Source organism: Planococcus sp. ANT_H30 (assembly GCF_008369335.1).
GTDB classification, from domain to species: Bacteria; Bacillota; Bacilli; order Bacillales_A; family Planococcaceae; genus Planococcus; species Planococcus kocurii.
Genome location: NZ_VOBJ01000004.1, coordinates 136,498 through 156,448, shown reverse-complemented (window position 1 = coordinate 156,448; position 19,951 = coordinate 136,498). Strand labels below are relative to the sequence as shown.

Here is a 19,951-nt window from a genome sequence, read left to right as displayed (position 1 = left end):
TGGAGGAATTTATAGCATGAGCAAAAAAAATATAGTTGTCGGCGGTATTGAATTGCAATGGGATTTGGAAACAGGAGAAACACTTTTTGAAGGTGGAGATGTTGTTTTCTTTTGGATTTCTGCCATGGAAACTTTTTTTGACACGATCAAAGACATTTCAGGTATTGAAGCAACACAACTCGTATTAGAAACAACTGGATTTCGTCAAGGCGTTATTGTCGGTGAAGGATTTAAAAACTTAAAGCAAATCGATACGTCCAACATTGTCGAGTGGATTTCCAATACTTATGCCCCTGCTGGTTGGGGAAGAGTTGAAATCATCAAAATGGACACTGAACACAACACCTTTACATTACATATCCAAAATGATTGGGAATATAAAATGAACTTACTAAAAAACAAAGGCACAGAAGGTATATTCGTCCCTTCTCATTATGCAGGTGTATTGACAGGTCTGTTTGGTATTAACTTCTGGTATAAAACCATTCAGTATCAAAACGATAGCACCCCTTATAGCATCGTCGAATATTTCCCTTCTGAAGTAACCGTCCAGCAAAATATTCGTGAGCTGTCTCGGAAACAAGAAGCCGATCAAATTCAAAAACTTGAAGCACTCGTAGATGAGCATACAAAATCGCTGCAAAATTTAGTCCGAGAGCTTTCTTCTCCGATTATTCCTGTACTTGAAGGCATTATTGTCGTACCGATGATTGGCAGTTACGATGAACAACGGACAGAAGATTTAATCGTTAAAACTTTAAGTGAACTTCCAAAACACAAAGCCCAATACCTATTAGTTGATTTGACTGGTTTAAATCAGCATATTACAGAACATACAGCTTCCTTAATCGATAAACTTGGGGCTTCTGCAAGACTTTTAGGAACGGAAGTCATTTTAGTCGGCATTTCTCCTGAACTGGCAATCATTATTGCTCAGTCACAAAATAGCTTGAAAACCTTCGAATCCCTACAAAGCCTTCAGCACGGCATTTATTATGCGTTAGGCCGCAGCGGTCGAAAAATCGTTTGACATGTTTAGTTACAAAAAAAACAGCGCGACCCGGATAAATTCCAGGGCGTGCTGTTTTTTTGCGAAGCGCACACCAAATTTCCCGCTTACATTTGGGTTACTCCTCGACTCGGAACCAGCCAGGTGCATTCGTTACCATATTCCACAGATTTTCAGGAATATCTAGCTGCTGTTTTCTAGTCAAATGGATTGCTTGGTAAATTTCCTCATCTCGACTTTCTTGAACTTTCGCGAGCCAGTCCGGATCCATAATTAATGCATGACCGAGAGACACGAGCGGAGTAACTTGTAATGCCTCTTTTACATGATCTAAGGTCTGCAAGCCACCTACTCCAATAACAGGTACACGACTCCCAATATGCTGTTGAATGATTTCCACACGCGAGCGGCTATCCTCTTCGCGAATCGAACCACCAAAAAATCGTCCGACTGATACATGAATATAGTCGATGCCCTGATCAGCAATAGCGGTTAAGAAAGTCAATGTATCGTCCATTGTAATACCAGGCTCCTCTTTTTCTTCTGGGCTAACACGATAACCGACCACAAATGGTTGACTGGCATGCTTGTTAACTGCTTGCTGGATCGATTTGATTACTGCCAGCGGAAAGTTCATACGTGAATCGACGTCGCCTCCCCATTTATCCGTACGTCTATTAGAATGCGGCGAGAAAAATTGCTGAATCAAATACGTATTAGCCCCGTGAATCTCCACCCCATCAAATCCTGCTTCAATTGCACGTCTTGTCGCTTCACCGAATGCCTCGATTGTTTTCTCAATTTCTTCAGAACTCATTTCTCGCGGTATAACGGCATTTGAACGTAGTGCTGCTACGGCACTTGCTGAAACTGGCTGATTGCCTTTTAATAAGTCTTCATTTGACATACGTCCTGCGTGATAAATCTGCAAAATGGCTTTGGCTCCGCCTTCTCGAATAGCTGTAGCCAGTCGTCTGAGGCTCTCGATACGGTCATCGCTGTCTGCCCCGAATGGACCTGGAAAGCCTACACCGAGTGGTTCGACATGTGCGCAGGCAGTAATAACTGCACCTAGTCCACTTTCAGCACGGCGTTTATAATAAGTCAGTTCTTCTTCTGTGACGTCACCACTGGGATCCGAAGATGAGGTAGTCATCGGTGCCATCAAGATTCGATTCTTAACGGTTAGTCCAGATGTAAAAGTAAATGGTTCGAATAGATATTGAGTTGTTATCGTCATCTAAATCCCTCCTTATCTAGTTCTTTACCCATCTGAAGACGCTTGCAAGCCTAGTTTCTCTTGCTCCATCCACTAAATAAGGAAGCGGTGATTTGCTTCACACCTGTATAAATTTATCTTTTTGTTGAAATGCTAAAACCGGCTAGTAGACTGCAAGTCTACTAGCCGGTTGATAGCGTTCTCGCTCTATTTAACAATGCTGTAATAAACTCGAGAAGTTAAGCGATAAATAATCCAGTAGCTAGCTGCAAAAGCAAACACTACTCCAATAAATGAGAGCAACCATGTAATCTCGTTTGTCACACCGAAAATCAGTAAAAGCTTTCGGACGATTGGATAGGCAAAACTAACATGGATTGTGGCAATAACAATCGGCAACAAGAACATCCAGACAATTTGCGCCCGTGTAGATTCTTCAATCAGTTCTTTATCTAGCCCAACTTTCTGCATAATCTGGAATTTCTCTCGATCATCAAAACCTTCAGATATTTGCTTAAAGTAGGTAATTAACACCGTACCCATCGTAAATAGCAGTCCCAAGAATACTCCGAGGAACAAGAAGCCCCCGTTCAAGCTGTACCATTCCTCGCGTTGAAGTAACCGAGATTCGTAAAGACTATTCTCGCCTGCATTCCACCCGTATTGGTTTTCTAGTTGTTTAGCTAGCACTTCTTTTTTCTCTTCAGTGCCAGAGGTGTTCCAACCAATGTGCGCATCTATTGTCAAATAGTTACTTTCTGGAAATTGTTCTTTAAGTTTTTTTGAGATTTCCAATAAATGCGAGACTTCTGGTACAACCAGTGCCAGTGATTCAGTTAACTCCATATTTCCATCGAATTCATTTTCTACTTGGGTGAGTTGATACGTTTCTGCTCCAATTGTGAGGCTTTCTTTTTTATCAGTAGTTGTCGAGTGGTAGTACAATGCTTCGCCATCTTCAAGTGTGATTGATTTCCCAGTCATTTCATTAAAATCTTCTAGCGGTAAAACCATAAGCAAGATTGATTTTTCCGGTTCTGCCAGATTTCCATCGAATACAAATTCGTTCTCTTGAAGACGACCGAATAAAGACAGCTGTCGATAACTTTTGTTTTCTGTGATTTCTAAACCATTCGCTTCTACGGTCTTCCACAAATCATCTTGAAACTCAAAAAAACGCTTGTTCATTTTTTCCAAATTTTCTACTTCACCAAACAAAGTCACATTGTTTTCAAAAGGATATCGGTTTTCCAAAGTTTCTTCTGAACCAATAAAAATTGTAACTGTTGTTGAAACCGCGATAATGACCATCGATGCCAAAATACAGATGTTTGCGAGTCCCACTGCATTTTGCTTCATACGGTAAAGCATCCCGGAGATGGAAATAAAAGCGCCAGGTTGGTAATAGATTCGTTTGTTTTTCTTTAAAGCTTTTAAGATAAAAATCGAACCCGAAATAAACAGTAGATAAGTACCCACAATAACAAGCAGCACCGCTAAGAAAAAATTTGAAATAGCGGCGAGCGGATCTGGAATTGTCACAGAGATGCTATAGCCCCATCCAAGAAAAACAAGTGACAAGACAAACAGAATCATTGATCCTTTTGGTTCTTTCTCTCCTTCTTGTTTGCCTTTCAGCAATTTGATTGGATTAGCAAATGTAAACTGACTAACGTTGTAGAGAAACATAATACCGAATATTCCACTAAATAATGCGATTGTTGCCAACATCGTTACACCTGAGGTTGAATAAGTAATATCTATTGGTAGTCTTAACAAGTAGTTCAATAGCATAAAAAACAGTCGTCCGAATATAAATCCGCTCAACAGTCCTGCCGCAATGCTCAACAAGCTAGTAAAGACCGTTTCGAAAAACAAAATTTTTGCAACATGCTTTTTTTCCAATCCTAAAATACCGTAAAGGCCGATTTCCTTTTTCCTTCTCTTGATCAGAAAACTATTCGTGTAGAGAATGAAAATAACCGAAAAAATTCCGATCACTACAGTACCGTACAGAAACAGTGTAGCCAATGAACTCGAACGTTCCTGTACGAATTTATTGGTCAACAAAGAAGCCATTAAGTAAAACATCATGATGATAATGGTCGAAGACAACAAATATGGAATGTACAATTGTTTGTTGGACTTGATATTGCGCAACGCTAATGACGAAAAAAAACGATTATTCATTCGGCTCACCTCGACTAGCCAAGACCTTCAATGATTTTGTAATACGATCCATAAATTGTTCATCAGGAGCATCGCCACGATAAATTTCATGATAAACCGAACCATCTCGAATAAATAAGATACGATTTGAAAAACTCGCCGCGCGGGCACTATGCGTTACCATAAGAATGGTTTGACCACTTTCATTGATGGCTTTGAGAATTTCCATCAAGTTTTGGGAAGCTTTGGAATCGAGTGCCCCTGTTGGTTCATCTGCCAAAATTATTTTCGGCTGTGTGATCAATGCGCGGGCTATCGCAACTCGCTGCTTTTGACCACCTGATACTTCGTAAGGAAATTTATCGATATGTGCTTCAATTCCGAGATTCCGCACAATCGGCATAAGCCGTGCTTCCATTTCAACGATAGGTGTTTTCGATAACACCAGTGGCAATAAAATATTATCTCGAATAGAAAAGTTATCTAATAGATTAAAATCCTGAAAAACAAAACCAAGTGTATTTCTTCGAAAAGCGGAAATTTCTTTATCTTTGATTTTCGATAATGGATGACCATCCAAGTAAACTTCCCCTGAAGTGGCATCGTCTAACGTAGAGATAATGTTCAAAAGCGTCGTTTTGCCCGAACCCGATTCTCCCATGATGGAAACAAATTCGCCTTCCTTTATTGAAAAATTGACGGTTGTCAACGCTTCTGTTTGCTGGTTTGAAAATCGTGCTGTATATACTTTCTTTAAATTCTTGATTTCTAATAAAGTCATTACTAACCCCTCCTTGCTTTTAATCATACGACAGGATAGAGCAAGTTGCCTGTACCTATTCTTACAAATAGAAAAGCAATCTTACGGTTTCGTAAGATTGCTCAGATTGTAGAAAAAGTCTAACCAAAAGGAATAACGGTATATAAACCTACCCGTTCTGCTCACTTCACCTTCCATGGACTTAAAATCTATAAACACCTCATCTACTGTACACCAGCAATCACTCAAGGAATCCGAGCGTCATCCGGCGAAGTGACTCCTGTGATGTCCAGTCGCAGGAGTTGCGTAACCCCTTTGCATTGAATACCTTTCGAACTAGTAATATTTATTTATCAGCTACTGTTAGTCAAAAACCTGCAAATCCGCACGCGACATGTCGATGGCGACACAGGTTCCTTTACCAGGTTGCGAGTCAATTGAAAATTGGTGACCAAGACGCTTACAGATTTTCTTACTAAGAAACAAGCCTAGTCCTGTCGACTTTTCTTGAAGGCGTCCATTCATGCCCGAATAGCCTTTGTTGAAAATCTTTGGCAAATCCTCAGAACCGATTCCAATACCCGTGTCCTTAATGATCACTGTCTCTGCATTTACTGGGTCTAGGTAAATAGAAATTGTTCCTTCCAGCGTGTATTTTAAGCTATTCGACAAGATTTGCTCCAATAAGTTCTGTAGCCATTTGCCATCCGATAATACTCGTATGCCAAGCGGTTTGTAATCGAGCTTAATACCTTTGTAGATGAACAAAATAGAATATTTTTTGATTGCTTTTTTGATAATGTCATCCAAATCGACCATTGCTAAATCCATATCAGCTCCAGGTTCTTCAAGCTTGATGTAATTGAGTACCATATGTGTATAATCCTCGAGGCGCACCAACTCTTGCGAAATCTGTTTAGCTTCTTTGGCACGAGAGCTTTGTGTCAAGAGACTGATAGCAGAGATGGGCGTCTTAATTTGATGAAGCCATAGTGTAAAGTAATCCAGTTGATCGGTTTGTCGCTCGGCATGCAAATTTTCTGATTCTCGCAGCTGTTCGAGTAAAGCAGCCATCTTTTCGATGTACAATTGATCTACAGAGTCGGTATGTTGCTGGAGTTCCTCCAGGCTTGAGGCATTCAACAACTCAAGCCTACTGATGAGCTTATATCGTTTAACATACCGAAAATAGGAGATAACCAAATAAATTAGCAGCAGAAATCCTGCTAACTCAAGGCTATAGAAAAATAAAGTTATCGGTTGTCTTCCTAAAATGTACACTACTCCAAAAATCACTGCCATTGCTACAAAAAGAAACAATTGATGACGAACAGATAGCAAGAAGCTTTTAAAAAGGATCCCCCTAGATACTTTAAGCATGTAATGTCTCCTTATTCAATGCATAACCCACATTCTTTTTAGTCAAAATAAAATCAGATAGCCCTACTTTTACTAGTTTTTTTCGTAGCCTCGCGATGTTGACGGCTAGTGTATTGTCGTCGATGAACGATTCATCTTCCCACAGATTAACCATGATTTCCTCTCTGGTGACGTAATTACCTTTCTGAAGAAACAAGAGTTCCATAATTTTCAGTTCTGTACGTGTTAAGTTGACTTCTTGACCTTTCGCAAACAGCTTCGATTCTCCAGATTTTAACAAGACTTGATTGAAACTTAAAAAATGATCCGATTCTTTAAAGTCATAAGTTCTTCTTAGAAGTGCCTGGGTTTTAGCGACTGCTACCGTCAAATCAAAAGGCTTAGAGATGAAATCGTCGGCGCCCATTTGAATGGCCATCACAATGTCCATATTTTCGTTTCGCGACGAAATAAAAATGATCGGCACTTGTGAAAATTTACGAATCTCCTGACACCAGTAATAACCATTAAAAGAAGGAAGCTGGATATCTAATAACACTAGTTGAGGAGTCTTATCTTTGAATTCTTTGAGTACTTGGTTAAAATCATCTATTAAAAATGCTTGGTAATTCCACTTCTCAAGTTCTTTTTTTAAAATGTTAGCAATCGTTAAATCATCTTCCACAATCATGATTTTGAACATTCTCTCATTCCATTCTTGTTCACTAATAACTTCTATTCGATCTATTTTTTACAATAGCTCATTTCAGTTTAGCGAAGTTCCTTATAGCCCACCATCAAAAATCACCTCTCCTTATAAAAGTACTCTCACAATGACAGCTGGTTTATTCAACTCGATCTATTGGTTCGTGTTCATGTTTTCGTGATAGCCTTGTTTGAAAAAACGATACCATTCGTCAATTTCAGCTTGCGGTGCCGCATTCAGCGCCTCAAGCACTTGTTTTCCAAACTCCAGAAATGCCGAACCGTTGGCAGTGATGATTTGTCCACTCCGAACGGCCTGCTGATGGAGATAGCCTGCCTCATTGCTGTAGTTCTCTCCAGCTGCCTCCTTCAAATCTTCTAGGTGATTGCTAGTATGTCGAATGTTGTTCAGGATTCCATTGTTCCCCAAAAATACAGTTGCGTCACAAATCGCACCAAGAACGACTCGTTTTTCGAGAGCTTTATCGACTAACTTCATGACCTGTTTGCTGTCTTTCTTTCTCCAAGAGTTTCCACCGATTAACATCAGTCCCACAAAATCCTTTGGTGCATCAGTCAATCCGTAATCCGGCAACACCGTAAAGCCCCCAATTGATTGAATCGGATTTGTCGTCAACGACACCGTCTTGACATTAAACCGTTGTCCTTTACCTTCTGGCTCTTCATTCAGCGCAGCTGCTAATGAACCCGCTTCCCAATCCGCATAGTCATCTAACAACACAAATAAAACGGTGTTATTGCTCATATAATCTTCTCCCTTTCGTTCGAATATTCACTTTCTCATTTACCGAATTATAGCACACGTAAATCACTCGAACAGCGGAGACATGTTCCTCTGTTCGAGAGGGTATAATGAAAGTAAATCCTACTTAAAGAAGGAGAATCGATAATGAATAAAAAAGAACTTACACATACCGGATGGCAACTGGATAATAGCTATTCACGTTTGCCTGAAATTTTTTTTAGCAGGTTTTCTGTTAATCCAGTGCCGGCACCTAAACTCGTGATGTTCAATGAACAATTAGCGGCAACACTGGGATTAGATTCTGAGGAATTAACAAGTGAAGACGGCATTGCCATTCTTGCAGGAAATGCCGTTCCAAAAGGCACGATCCCCCTTGCTCAAGCTTATGCTGGACATCAATTTGGTCATTTTACGATGCTTGGCGATGGCCGTGCTTTATTAATTGGCGAACAACTAACGCCTACTGGCAAACGCTTAGACATTCAGTTAAAAGGTTCTGGTAGAACGCCTTATTCAAGAGGTGGTGATGGTCGTGCTGCACTTAAACCTATGCTACGCGAATACCTCATCAGTGAAGCGATGCACGGGCTCGGCATTCCAACAACACGTAGCCTAGCTGTCGTCGAAACTGGCGAAACCGTTCGTCGTGAAACTATACTTCCCGGTGCAATTATGACGCGCATCGCCGATAGCCATCTGCGCGTTGGCACGTTTCAATACGCAGCCAGGTTCGGATCGACAGAAGATGTGAAGGCGTTAGCTGACTATGCATTAGAACGCCATTTCCCTCATATACAAGATGTTCCAAATCGGTATTTGGCATTGTTTCAAGAAGTGATCAAACGCCAGGCCGCGTTACTTGCCAAATGGCAAGTAGCCGGTTTTATTCACGGCGTAATGAACACCGACAACATGGCAATTAGTGGTGAAACAATCGACTACGGTCCTTGTGCATTTATGAATAGCTATGATCCGAAAACTGTTTTCAGTTCGATTGACGCTCAAGGTCGCTATGCTTACGGCAACCAACCGATGATTGCTGGTTGGAATTTGGCTCGCTTTGGTGAAAGTTTACTGCCTTTGCTGCACGACATACCGGGAGAGGCCGTCGAAATGGCACAGAGACAACTCTCTAACTACATCGAACTGTTCGAAAGTCACTGGCTTAACGGCATGCGCCGAAAACTTGGGCTCTTCAATGAAGAAGCAACTGATAAGATCTTAGTCGAAGAATTGCTCAATCTAATGCATGCCAACGTTGCAGATTATACCAATACCTTTCGCGCATTAACTTTCGATAAACTGCAAGGCAACAATTTTTTCACAACACCCGAATTCTCGGAATGGCATCGCTCATGGCAGACACGTCTCCACCGGCAAGAGGAATCCATAGAAGCCATTCAGCAATTGATGCGCGACAGTAATCCGGCTGTCATCGCGCGCAATCACCGAGTGGAGGAAGCTTTGGAAGCAGCTGAAGCACGAGGAGATTACCGTGTTCTCCACCAACTTCTGGCAGTATTGGCTAATCCGTATGCTCACTCACCCGAACAAGAAATCTATGCGCAGCCGCCGGGTCCTACGAGTGGACTTTACCAGACTTTTTGTGGAACTTGATAGCTAAGGGAAGTTTGCAACCGTTTATACAGGGAAACCCTTACGTATAGATCGATTAGTAAAAAATTTCTTTTTGTAGTTTCTTGTATATATTGTTACAATATTCAGTGAAAGAGTTTCTTTATAGTAAATTTTTTACGCATACTGATCGACTTTCTAAAAACTTATCTAAGGAGCTGGGATGATGAATCAGGAACAAATGGAATTCGTGAAAAACGGCAAAGGCTTTATTGCAGCACTTGATCAAAGTGGCGGCAGCACACCGAAAGCTTTAGCGCTATACGGCGTTTCGGAAGACCAATACTCGACAGAAGAAGAAATGTATGACTTGATCCATAAAATGCGGACACGCGTCATGACAGCACCTTCTTTCAGTTCTGATTCGATTATCGGGGCAATCCTTTTTGAACAAACGATGGACCGCAAAGTGGAAGGTCATTATACCCCTGATTATTTATGGCAGAAAAAAGGCGTCGTGCCTTTCCTAAAAGTCGACAAAGGACTAGCCGATGAAGAAAACGGCGTTCAGGTCATGAAGCTTATTTCAGACTTAGAAGATGTCTTAAAACGTGCCAACGAACGAAATGTTTTTGGTACGAAAATGCGTTCCGTTATTAAAGAAGCCAATTCTGAAGGCATCAAAAAAGTAATCGAACAGCAGTTTGACGTTGGCAAACAAATTCTTGCAGCTGGTTTAGTGCCCATTCTTGAACCTGAAGTAGATATCAATAGCAAAGACAAAGAACAATCCGAAACAATACTTAAAGAAGAAATGTTAAAGCAGTTAGACCAGTTAAAGGAAGACCAAAACGTCATGATCAAAATCACTATTCCTAACGTAGATAATTTCTTTAAGGAAATGATTGATCACCCACGTGTACTTCGAGTGGTCGCATTGTCAGGCGGCTATAAGCGAGACGATGCTAATAAGAAATTAGCTGCGAACGAAGGACTGATTGCTAGCTTCTCGCGTGCTTTATCTGAAGGTGTCAGCGCCAGTCAGTCAGATGAGGAATTTAATGCCCTGTTGGAAAACTCCATTAAGAGCATTTACGAAGCTTCTATTACTTAAACAAACAACACAAAAATGCCTAGCAGCTTAACTTGCTGCGAGGCATTTTTGTGTTGCCAAAACCTAATAACGACTCTCTGGAATTTTACGGAACCATTCAAATTCGCTAATATGCAATTCACGCAATTTATACTTCACAATTTTCCCAGCTCCACTGCGTGGCAGTGAATCCGCGATTCTGTATTTGCGTGGAATTTTGTATCCCGGAAGATGCTCTAAAAAATAATCCATTAATTTCTCTTCATCAATAGTTTCTCCTTGTTTAGGTACGATAACCACGCCTACGATCTCGCCCCACTCTTCTTCCGGCAAACCAACCGTTGCAGCTTCAGCCACTTGCGGATGGCTGTTAATAACCTGCTCTACTTCAATCGAATAGATATTTTCTCCGGCTGAAATGATTCGATCTGCTTTACGATCGACAAGTGAGATAAATCCGTCTTCATCAATTGTTGCTAAATCTCCTGTTAATAACCAGCCATTTTGAAAAGCTTCTTCTGTTTCCTGCGGTTTTTTGAAATATTCTTTCATGACGGTCGCACCTTTTATGACAAACTCTCCAATAGTTCCAGGCTGAACATCCCGAAACTCTTCGTCAACTACTCGTACTTCTGTGAAGTACATCGGCTTTCCACCAGAGCCTACTTTGTATTCATGCTGAGCTGGCAATAAAAAGACGCCTCCAGGACCACCTTCCGTTAATAGGCATAGATTGTAAAATTGTTGGTGTCCAAAAAAGGTCATTGCTTGCTTGACTAGATCCGCTTCGATTGGATCTGCACCATACATGCATTTGGTGACAGAAGATACATCAACTGTATCTGCATCTGGCATTTGCAGCAATGCACTGTACATATCCGGTAAACCAAAGAAAACAGAAACTTGGAATTCATTGATTGCTTGAATGGCTTTGACTGGCTCGAAGTCGCGAACAATAACATTAGAGGTCCCTAGTAAAATGCCGGTCACTAAATATAGATTTAATTGAACCGAATGGAAAAGCGGAACAGCATGAAGAATCCGATCTTCAGCTTTTAACTCCACTCCAAAAACAAAAGAAGCACTGACATTAGCGAGACGCTGATGATCAAACAACGCGCCTTTTGGTTTTCCGGTAGTACCAGACGTATACAGAATTTCGGCGTCATCGGTACTGAATACTTCAACGGAAGGTTCTAATGCATTTTCGCTTACCACGCTTTCCCAGCTAAGATAATCGTTATTGTCAGGTGCAGGATGAACGATAATTTGCTGAAGTGAGCTTGCTTGTGCTTTTTCTTCAGCTACGACAAGTTCAAATTCCGCATCACAAAAGATAAATCTACTATCAGATTGACCGAAAATATAGCCACTTTCATCTGAACTTAGCTGGTAGTTCACAGGTACAGCAACACCGCCGGCTTTTAGCACAGCAAAAAAAGCCAGGACGTAATAATCGGAATTTTTCATAAACAACGATACTTTATCGCCTTTTTGCAACCCGGTTTCCAACAGTCCATTGGCTAATCTATTTACTTCTTCATTAAGCTCTTGGTACGTATAGGATCTTCCTTCGCACGTAATGGCCATCTTATCTGAAAAGCGTTTCGCATTTTGTCTGAGTGATGTTGTAATATTCATTTGAATTCCTCCTCGTGTAATCGACTTATTATGCTTATAGTCGTTCCTCCTATATTGAAGATTTCTAGTATCTTCATACTCATTAGAAATTTCCATACGTCCTTAAATAGTCTATTTAACTTTACAGTATTCTGAAAACATAGTCAATTTGATTTATACAGAGCTAAGGCTAACAACGACGTCAAACAATAAAACCGTGCTCCATCTTTGTATAGATGTGCACGGTGTGGCGTATTTTCACACGATATATCATGTAATTAATCGAGTTAGTAGATGAATATACTTAATTTATGGTGGAATATTACGCTGTTGAGAGGTACTAGTGGTTTTCAGCTACTACTATATTTTTGCCAATTACTTGTCCTAGTAATTCCACGCCTTTGACAATTTCTTCTTCAGTAGCATAGCTAAATGATAAGCGCATATACTCAAGACCTTCTTGCTGCTCTAAGAAAAAGTATTTACCCGGCACAAAAGAAACTCCCGCGTCAAATGCTTCCGCAAGAATTTTTGACGTATCAACACCTGGAACTTTAACCCAAACGAAATAGCCGCCTTTCGGCACGAACCACGAGACTTCAGATGGCAAAAACTTTTCTAGCGCTAACAACATGGTCTGACATTTAGATGCGTAGACGTTTGTTAAAGCGTGGAGGTGCTGATCAAAATCAGTAACTTCTAGGAAAGAAGCCATTGTTGCTTGATCGAATGGATGATCAAGATCTTTCTTAAACCAGCTTAATGGTTCGATTAGTAGCTTATCGGCAACTACCCAACCAATTCGCATACCCGGTGCTACCACTTTCGATAATGAACCTACGTAAAGTACACGGTTAGTGGGATCCATCGCTTTTAGTAAATGCGGCACGTCTTGAAAGCCAAGCTCCCCATAAGCATCATCTTCTAAAATGACAAAATCGTATTGTTCCGCAAGTTCGAGCAAGTGTTGACGACGCTCAAGCGACAAAGTCGTACCGGTCGGATTTTGATAAGTCGGGATGGTATAGAGCAAACGCGGCAACGGTTGTCCTTTTTCTTTTCGGTCTTTCAACATGTCCGCAAACAGCTCTGTCTGCAATCCGTTCTCATCAATTGGAATGGTCATGTAATGCGGTGTATAATTCTGGAATATTTCCAAAGCTTCCATATAACTTGGTGATTCAATAGCCACGACAGCTTCATTATCTAGTAGTACGCGAGCAATCAAATCAATGGCCTGACAAGCACCCGAAGTGATGAGCAGCTCATTAAATGCTAATTCAACTCCGCGCTGTGCCATTCGTTTTTGAAGAAATTTCTTTAACTGCGGTATTCGTGGACTGCCCATATAATGAAGTGGCAAATCCCCTTCCTCTTCTAACAAGCGCGTTACCGCTAATTTTATTTCTTTTGATGGAACCAATACAGGGTCCGGATAACCCGAACTCAGACGCAAGCATCCTGGAGGTAAAGTAGAAAGCCACTGGCCAGGCGGATCATTTTTAAAAGCCATTTCAATATCTTTTGAAAAATGGAAAGCTGTTTTCACGTAGATTGTTCTCCTTTCGTGTAGCTAATGGCATAATATAAAATCTCTTAATGCTTATTCTACAGTGTGCAACACCTAATGTGTAGAACGTCGTGGAAATCCTCTTTGTATTCGATGTATTTATACCGGAAAATTGTAACTTTTCCAGCACTTTAACGTTCTTATGCTAAAGCGATTTACTTGTCTTTAAACCCATTAGGAGGAATCCACCATGAAAAAAATGATTTGGTTGGGCGCCTTTCTGATTCTGTTTGCTGTTTTCGTGTTAACAGCTTGCGGAACGAGAGAGAGTAACGATACAGAAAAAGATCCGGCAACTGAAGAAATCGATACTAACGGTGAAGCAGCAGAAAAGGTAGAACCTACTATCGAGCAAGTTAACGACAATACCTATCGTTACACTTTGGTCAATCAAACAGAAAAAGCACAGCTTTTTGAATTCACCAGTAGCCAGCGCTTTGATTTTTCGTTAACAAATGACAGTGGAGAAGTAGCTTTCCTCTTTTCATCAGTCAGTTTGTACCTACAAGCTTTAGGCGAAGAAACGATAAATCAAGGGGATGAGCTAAGTTATGATTTTGAAATTCCCGCACTTGAGCTTGAACCCGGAACATATAAACTGGCTGCTTGGTTAACGCCGAAACAAGGAAAAATGTATGAAGTGACCATGGACTACGTTGTAAAATAAGAATCGGTTATAGAAAAAGCATTCACACCGTATTGAGTTGGTGGGAATGCTTTTTCTATTTTATGCTATTTTTCTAACGCAGCAATATACTCTTGCACAAATTTGTAAACATATTCTTGGTTCGCTGCAGCTGTTTCGGGGTTATATGCACCCTCATTTGTTTTGTTATTCGACAAAATACGGATTGCCAAAAACGGTACATCGTACGCCTTTGAAATCATAGCGGACGATGCGGATTCCATTTCTTCGACTGACGTGCCATAGTTTTCATGAAACCAATGAATGCGATCAACTTCGTTATTCCATACGTCAGCTGAACCAATTGTTCCTTCAACCACTTTGCCTTGCGTGTAGCTATCTTTCACTCGGTTAGTTGCGGCCAATAGTTCTGTGTCACCTTCGTAATAACGTGCTTTTTCAGCATTTGGATCTTCCCCAGCGCTTCCTTCAGAAGCCATAACGTCCATCGGTTTCTATTCAGTTGCTTCGATGCCTTCACCTTCAGCACGGTCTCCAGTTTTCATAGAACCGATATTCACTGTTCGCTCGCCCAAAACAATGTCGAAAACATTAAGTGCAGGATCATGCCCCCCTGATGTTCCTTGGTTAATGATAGCTTTTCCACAAAAAATTAATTAGGTTCTTCGGGATCAAAAATATTTTACGCCACACACCCGGAGAGCGATAGCCAAATATGGTGTAAGAAAGCACGTTTTCATCGTTTTCATTTTTTACACAAATTCCGCTCGTTAGAAACACACTTATTTCCAATAATTCATTTGCTTTAATACCGTTTGCATAAATTCATCAAAAGAAGAGGCGTAGCGGTTCCAGTGATGATACCATTTCCTAATCGTATCCAGCAGCCAGAACGGCATCGGTCTGCCGTCAATAATCGCGTAATACTCTTCATATGCTTTTTTCAAGTGCTCCCATCTGAAATCATTGCCCGGCTTTATATACTCAGAAACGTCAAGCAGCTTCGCTCGACCGTTTTGTAATAAAATATTTTTCAAGTGAATATCTCGTGGATTTAACCCGATTTGACGGATGTATTCCCTTGCCGCTTCAACATCTTGTATAACTTGATCCGGGACATGAATTCCTTGCAAAAGACAATCAAATAAAGTTACTCCTTCTTCATATTTAATCACTAACAATCGATTGGTCACTCCATAGCAACTGGAGAAATAAGGAGACAACCCGATTTGTGCGTAAACCTTTGCCTCAGCTTCAAGTTTATCCTTTTTGTCTTTTGCGTATATTTTGAAGGCATATTCTGGTGCCTCTAAAAATTGAAATACTGCCGCATCCGTTCCTACTCCGATGCAGCGAAATCCATCCACATTTCCGTCAATACTGACGGGTTCGTTATTCGGATGGGCTACGACTTTAACTGCTGTCAGTAATTCTGCTAACTCTTGCCAAGATTGCTTCATATCAACTCTCCTTCATATTAAAATATCCTTACTGTAATAATAATCTGGACTTGACACATGATTCAAATGCCAAGGTCCTGTTTTGTAAATATGCATAAACACGAAGAAAACAAGTACTATTTCCCGCTAAAATATTGACAGTTTGTAGATTATCGACTAGTATTAACTACGCGATGAGCTCGTTTGCATAAGACGGACAAGCATTCCTTTTAGGAACACGTTGTGGAACGTGGCTTGAAACGCCGCAAACTATCAAAACCATCTTGCCCTCGGGCAAGGTGGTTTTTTTCTGTTTAAGTAGAGGATTTGTATAAGTCTCCTTGACTTTAAAGGGATTTATTTGAATAAACCTTGATTACTTAAGGATATGGTTTTTTGTGAAGCTTGTTTGCGTAAATAGGCTCGTTGTTTGCGGAATATCGCAGTTTTTTTGCACGATCTCACCCGTTGTTTGCGTAATCCAACTGGTTGTTTGCAAAATGACCGATTGGATCAAATAAAAAAGCCATGCCCTCAAGTAAATCACTTGAGGGCATGGCTTTAGCTTCACAATTCGTAAACGCGTGCTTCAAAAGGTAATAATTGTTTTGGGTCGCATTGCTGATAATTATGCAACAAGCAATGTGCTGTTTCCGGTTCGTCCCAGTAACAAGAATACTCGGTTAAATTAGTGATAACCAATATTGTCTTGTTTTTATTTGTACGTGTATAAGCGTAAATTGATTCATGACCGACGTCCTGCAACTCGTAATTTCCGTAAACGAGCACATCTTGCTGCTTACGTAACCAAATCATCTTCCGGTAAAACCACAGAACCGAATGTGGATCGCGAAGCTGTGCTGCTACATTAATTTTCTCATAATTCGGATTGACGCGCAGCCAAGGTTCTCCGCTTGAGAACCCCGCGTTCGGACTGGCATCCCATTGCATCGGCGTTCGTGAATGATCACGACTTTGTGCTTTGATGATGGTCATCACCGCATCGTGCTCCATGCCTTCCGAACGATTATTATGATACAAATTATGTGTTTGTATATCGTTGTAATGTGCAAGCTCTTCAAAGGGCGCGTTGGTCATGCCAATTTCCTGACCTTGATAGATAAACGGGGTGCCTTGCATGAAAAAATACATGCAGGCAATAGCCGTGGCACTTTCCCGCCAGTACTGTTGGTCATTGCCCCAAGAAGAGACAATTCGCGGCTTGTCGTGATTTTCAACGAAAAGCGCATTCCAACCTTGGCCTTCCACCGCTTTTTGCCATTTGGTCAATACTTCTTTTAACTTAGGCACGTCGATACCGGTTGTTGAATCCGTATCCCATAGCCCCATGCTTTCAAATTGAAATACCATATTGAATTTCCCATCGTCCTCTGAAATCCACTCGTTAATATCGCTTGCCTGGACCCCGTTCGCTTCGCCAACTGTCATAATGTCACGTTTCGCAAACGTCTCATCACGCAGTTCCGCAAGCAGCGGTTGAATGCCTTTGACATTCATCATTTTCTCCCAAGCCGGTACATACAAATTTTGTTGGGGGTCTTCAACGTCGCTCACGTCTTTTTTGATGTGGCTAATTGCATCTACACGGAAACCATCAATGCCTTTGTCTAACCACCAATTGATCATATCGTACAAAGCTTGTCGCACTTCTGGGTTTTCCCAGTTCAAGTCCGGCTGTTTTTTAGAGAACAAATGCAAATAATACTGCTTAGTTGCTTGATCGTATTCCCAAGCACTACCACCGAAAATACTTTCCCAGTTGGTTGGCTCATCGCTCCAAATATACCAATCACGTTTGTCATTATCTGTTGATGAACGTGATTCCATAAACCACGGATGCTCATCGCTTGTATGATTGATCACCAAATCAATAATAAGTTTCATGCCTCGTGCGTGTACTTCTTCAAGCAAGCGATCAAAATCCGCCATCGTCCCAAACTCATCCATAATTTCCTGATAGTCGCTTATGTCATAGCCATTGTCATCGTTGGGTGATTTATACATCGGACAAATCCAAATCACATCAATCCCAAGGTCTTTCAAATAATCTAGCTTGCTGGTTACGCCGTTGATATCACCTACTCCGTCTCCAGTTGAATCCTGAAAACTTCTCGGATACACTTGATACGCAACTGCTTCTTTCCACCATTTTCTGTTCATAACTGATCCCTCACAAAGACCTTGGTCATTCTCCCCATCAATCGGCCTTGACCTAATCTGAAGATGTCCAAACGCCTATCTCAACTTTTTTCTATTCCATCGTCCAGCAACATTTTTCTAGAAAAATTAATTATAAGTTGATAGTGTAGCAGAATTCGCAAAAAATTACCAAGGCAGTAAACCGAACGTTTCATAGATATTGTCTCGTGCGCTCACCTTCTTTCCTTTAAATATCTTCTTAATATAACCGCTGTGGTCATATCAAAACTTAGATTCCGCTATTTTTTCTCTATTAATTGAATGAACCCGTTATCATTTAACGATATAGCTGATTTGTGACCAGACTTTCGCTCTTTTAAGTTAATGATTGATCAGAATCCATAGTTGAATGTTATTTCTTTCTCACTGTATTTGATTAGAACAAAAATTCCTTTAGCTAAAATAAGGACATTATTACTGACATCGCTTTTAACTTCTCGTAATTCGGGAATAGTAAAGTATCTGGAAAGGATGATTACGAATGAAAAACAAATTAGCGGCCGCATTACTCGCTATTTTCCTTGGCGACTTTGGGGCACATAAATTTTATCTTGGGAAGCCGGGCATGGGAATCCTTTATCTGTTATTCTTTTGGACAGGTATCCCTGCAGTAATCGGGATTATTGAAGGCATTCTATATCTTCTGCAATCTGAAGAAAACTTTCAAGAGAAACACGGTAGATCTTAAAGGAGGATATCTCGTTTGCACTTAGAACCGATTCCTGACCATATAAAAAAAGAGTTGAAGATTTTGTTCGTCGGGTTTAATCCGAGCATTCGATCTTCTGAAACCGGCTTTCACTACGCCAGTCCGAATAACCGATTTTGGAAGATTCTTTTCGAAGCTGGCTTGACACCGCGGAAATACCTACCTGAAGAAAACAGTAAGCTGCTGGCTCTCGGCTATGGTTTAACAAATATTGTGGCACGACCGACCAAAGAAGCGGCAGAGATTTCAAAAGAAGAATATGCACAAGGGGCTAGCTTACTAGCAGCAAAAATTAAACAGCTGCAACCAAAAGTTGTCTGCTTTGTCGGCAAAGGTGTCTACCAGCAGTTTAGCCAAAGAAAAGCCGTTTCGTGGGGTGCTCAAAAAGAACCGGTCATTCCGGGCATTGTCGAATATGTAGCACCATCTTCGAGCGGACTCGTCCGTCTAAAGATGAAAGACATTGTCGAAATATACAGTGGCTTGAATACCTACACATAAAAACGACCTTTCTCTTATGACAAGAGGAGGGTCGTTTTATTCGTGCTCCATTTTCTATAACAGCATTAAAATTTTTCGGACCGTGTTGACGTTGCGAACAGTGACATGGCGATAAAGGGTCGTTCCTGCAACCTTGACCATTCCACTAGTTGAAACTTTGTCTTTATTAACCGACCAAAGAATGGCCCCCGGAACGTAAAAGACGCGGTCAACTTCCTTATGGATTGTCAGTCTGTCTAGCACTGCTTCATGATCAACATCCTGCCATAGAAACAAGACATCACTTTTCATCTGTGAATCGTTTGTCCACTGTTCCGGAATGGCTTGCGCAATTTTCCGGAACGCTTCTGCACTGTAAATCAATAGATGGATTCGCAAATTGAAATGGCTATAGATTGTTTCCTCTAATCGTTCTGCCAGTTGTTCTTCGGAATGAGTAGGATTGGCAAAAATGATATTGCCTGAATTGATATAGGTCACAACCGATGACATGCCTAGTTCTTCAAAAGCTTGCTTTAACAGCTTCATCTCTATTTTGTTCTTGCCACCCACATTGATTCCTCGTAGTAATGCCACATATAACACCGCATT

The 19,951-nt window shown here is 40.9% G+C and carries 17 protein-coding genes and 1 pseudogene; 6 read left to right on the top strand and 12 right to left on the bottom strand.

The genetic code is table 11. The features are described from left to right. Positions 1-16 precede the first annotated feature (16 nt). Positions 17-1,030 carry an STAS domain-containing protein gene (locus tag FQ085_RS11040; RefSeq protein ID WP_058386130.1) on the top strand — a complete coding sequence of 338 codons (1,014 nt, stop codon included), beginning with the start codon at positions 17-19 and terminating at the stop codon, positions 1,028-1,030. A 97-nt stretch (positions 1,031-1,127) separates the two neighbouring features. Here FQ085_RS11040 and FQ085_RS11035 read toward each other — a convergent pair whose 3' ends face one another. From FQ085_RS11035 to FQ085_RS11010, 6 genes are all read right to left on the bottom strand, one after another. After that, positions 1,128-2,249: an NADH-dependent flavin oxidoreductase gene (locus FQ085_RS11035; protein WP_058386131.1), complete on the bottom strand. Its 1,122-nt coding sequence runs from the start codon at positions 2,247-2,249 to the stop codon at positions 1,128-1,130. Between the two features lie 186 nt (positions 2,250-2,435). Then, positions 2,436-4,418: an FtsX-like permease family protein gene (locus FQ085_RS11030; RefSeq protein ID WP_058386132.1), complete on the bottom strand. Its 1,983-nt coding sequence runs from the start codon at positions 4,416-4,418 to the stop codon at positions 2,436-2,438. Further along, a complete protein-coding gene (locus tag FQ085_RS11025; protein WP_058386133.1) occupies positions 4,411-5,178 on the bottom strand; it encodes an ABC transporter ATP-binding protein in 768 nt (255 codons plus the stop codon). Before FQ085_RS11025 ends, FQ085_RS11030 begins: the two co-directional genes overlap by 8 nt. Before the next feature lie 342 nt (positions 5,179-5,520). After that, positions 5,521-6,537, bottom strand: a complete 1,017-nt coding sequence (locus FQ085_RS11020; protein ID WP_179946128.1) for a sensor histidine kinase — start codon at positions 6,535-6,537, stop codon at positions 5,521-5,523. Beyond that, on the bottom strand, positions 6,530-7,219 hold the full coding sequence (locus FQ085_RS11015; RefSeq protein ID WP_058386134.1) for a response regulator transcription factor: 690 nt from the start codon (positions 7,217-7,219) through the stop codon (positions 6,530-6,532). The genes FQ085_RS11020 and FQ085_RS11015 overlap by 8 nt, the downstream gene beginning before the upstream one ends. A 156-nt stretch (positions 7,220-7,375) precedes the next feature. Then, positions 7,376-7,987: a DJ-1/PfpI family protein gene (locus FQ085_RS11010; RefSeq protein WP_058386135.1), complete on the bottom strand. Its 612-nt coding sequence runs from the start codon at positions 7,985-7,987 to the stop codon at positions 7,376-7,378. A 144-nt stretch (positions 7,988-8,131) separates the two neighbouring features. Here FQ085_RS11010 and FQ085_RS11005 point away from each other — a divergent pair, with 144 nt between their 5' ends. Further along, positions 8,132-9,604, top strand: coding sequence for a protein adenylyltransferase SelO (locus tag FQ085_RS11005; protein ID WP_058386136.1), 1,473 nt, complete (start codon positions 8,132-8,134; stop codon positions 9,602-9,604). 184 nt (positions 9,605-9,788) lie between these two features. Then, positions 9,789-10,676 (top strand): fructose bisphosphate aldolase, encoded by an 888-nt coding sequence (locus tag FQ085_RS11000; protein WP_058386137.1) that lies wholly within the window; start codon positions 9,789-9,791, stop codon positions 10,674-10,676. A gap of 63 nt (positions 10,677-10,739) precedes the next feature. Here FQ085_RS11000 and FQ085_RS10995 read toward each other — a convergent pair whose 3' ends face one another. Then, a complete protein-coding gene (locus tag FQ085_RS10995) occupies positions 10,740-12,296 on the bottom strand; it encodes a class I adenylate-forming enzyme family protein (protein WP_058386138.1) in 1,557 nt (518 codons plus the stop codon). A 319-nt stretch (positions 12,297-12,615) separates the two neighbouring features. Next, positions 12,616-13,824: an aminotransferase-like domain-containing protein gene (locus tag FQ085_RS10990; RefSeq protein ID WP_082707498.1), complete on the bottom strand. Its 1,209-nt coding sequence runs from the start codon at positions 13,822-13,824 to the stop codon at positions 12,616-12,618. A gap of 211 nt (positions 13,825-14,035) precedes the next feature. Between FQ085_RS10990 and FQ085_RS10985 the strand changes: the two genes are divergently transcribed. Next, positions 14,036-14,512 (top strand): BsuPI-related putative proteinase inhibitor, encoded by a 477-nt coding sequence (locus FQ085_RS10985; RefSeq protein ID WP_058386139.1) that lies wholly within the window; start codon positions 14,036-14,038, stop codon positions 14,510-14,512. A 65-nt stretch (positions 14,513-14,577) separates the two neighbouring features. On the opposite strand, the pseudogene FQ085_RS10980 reads toward FQ085_RS10985, so the two are convergent. The 3 genes and pseudogenes from FQ085_RS10980 to FQ085_RS10970 form a co-directional block, all read right to left on the bottom strand. Then, a pseudogene (locus FQ085_RS10980) lies at positions 14,578-15,129 on the bottom strand (5'-methylthioadenosine/S-adenosylhomocysteine nucleosidase); the annotation flags it as partial. 144 nt (positions 15,130-15,273) lie between these two features. Further along, complete coding sequence (locus FQ085_RS10975; protein WP_058386140.1) at positions 15,274-15,951, bottom strand: protein kinase family protein; 678 nt, start codon at positions 15,949-15,951, stop codon at positions 15,274-15,276. Positions 15,952-16,497: 546 nt separating this feature from the next. Continuing rightward, entirely contained in the window at positions 16,498-18,111 is a 1,614-nt protein-coding gene (locus FQ085_RS10970; RefSeq protein ID WP_149456600.1) for a glycoside hydrolase family 13 protein, read from the bottom strand. Between the two features lie 520 nt (positions 18,112-18,631). On the opposite strand from FQ085_RS10970, the gene FQ085_RS10965 reads away from it, so the two are divergent. Further along, on the top strand, positions 18,632-18,838 hold the full coding sequence (locus FQ085_RS10965; RefSeq protein ID WP_071154516.1) for a TM2 domain-containing protein: 207 nt from the start codon (positions 18,632-18,634) through the stop codon (positions 18,836-18,838). A 15-nt stretch (positions 18,839-18,853) separates the two neighbouring features. Next, on the top strand, positions 18,854-19,360 hold the full coding sequence (gene mug, locus FQ085_RS10960) for a G/U mismatch-specific DNA glycosylase (RefSeq protein WP_149456599.1): 507 nt from the start codon (positions 18,854-18,856) through the stop codon (positions 19,358-19,360). A gap of 54 nt (positions 19,361-19,414) precedes the next feature. Here the strand turns inward: mug and FQ085_RS10955 are convergent, their stop codons facing one another. Further along, positions 19,415-19,945, bottom strand: a complete 531-nt coding sequence (locus FQ085_RS10955) for a DUF1697 domain-containing protein (protein ID WP_058386144.1) — start codon at positions 19,943-19,945, stop codon at positions 19,415-19,417. Positions 19,946-19,951: the final 6 nt, after the last annotated feature.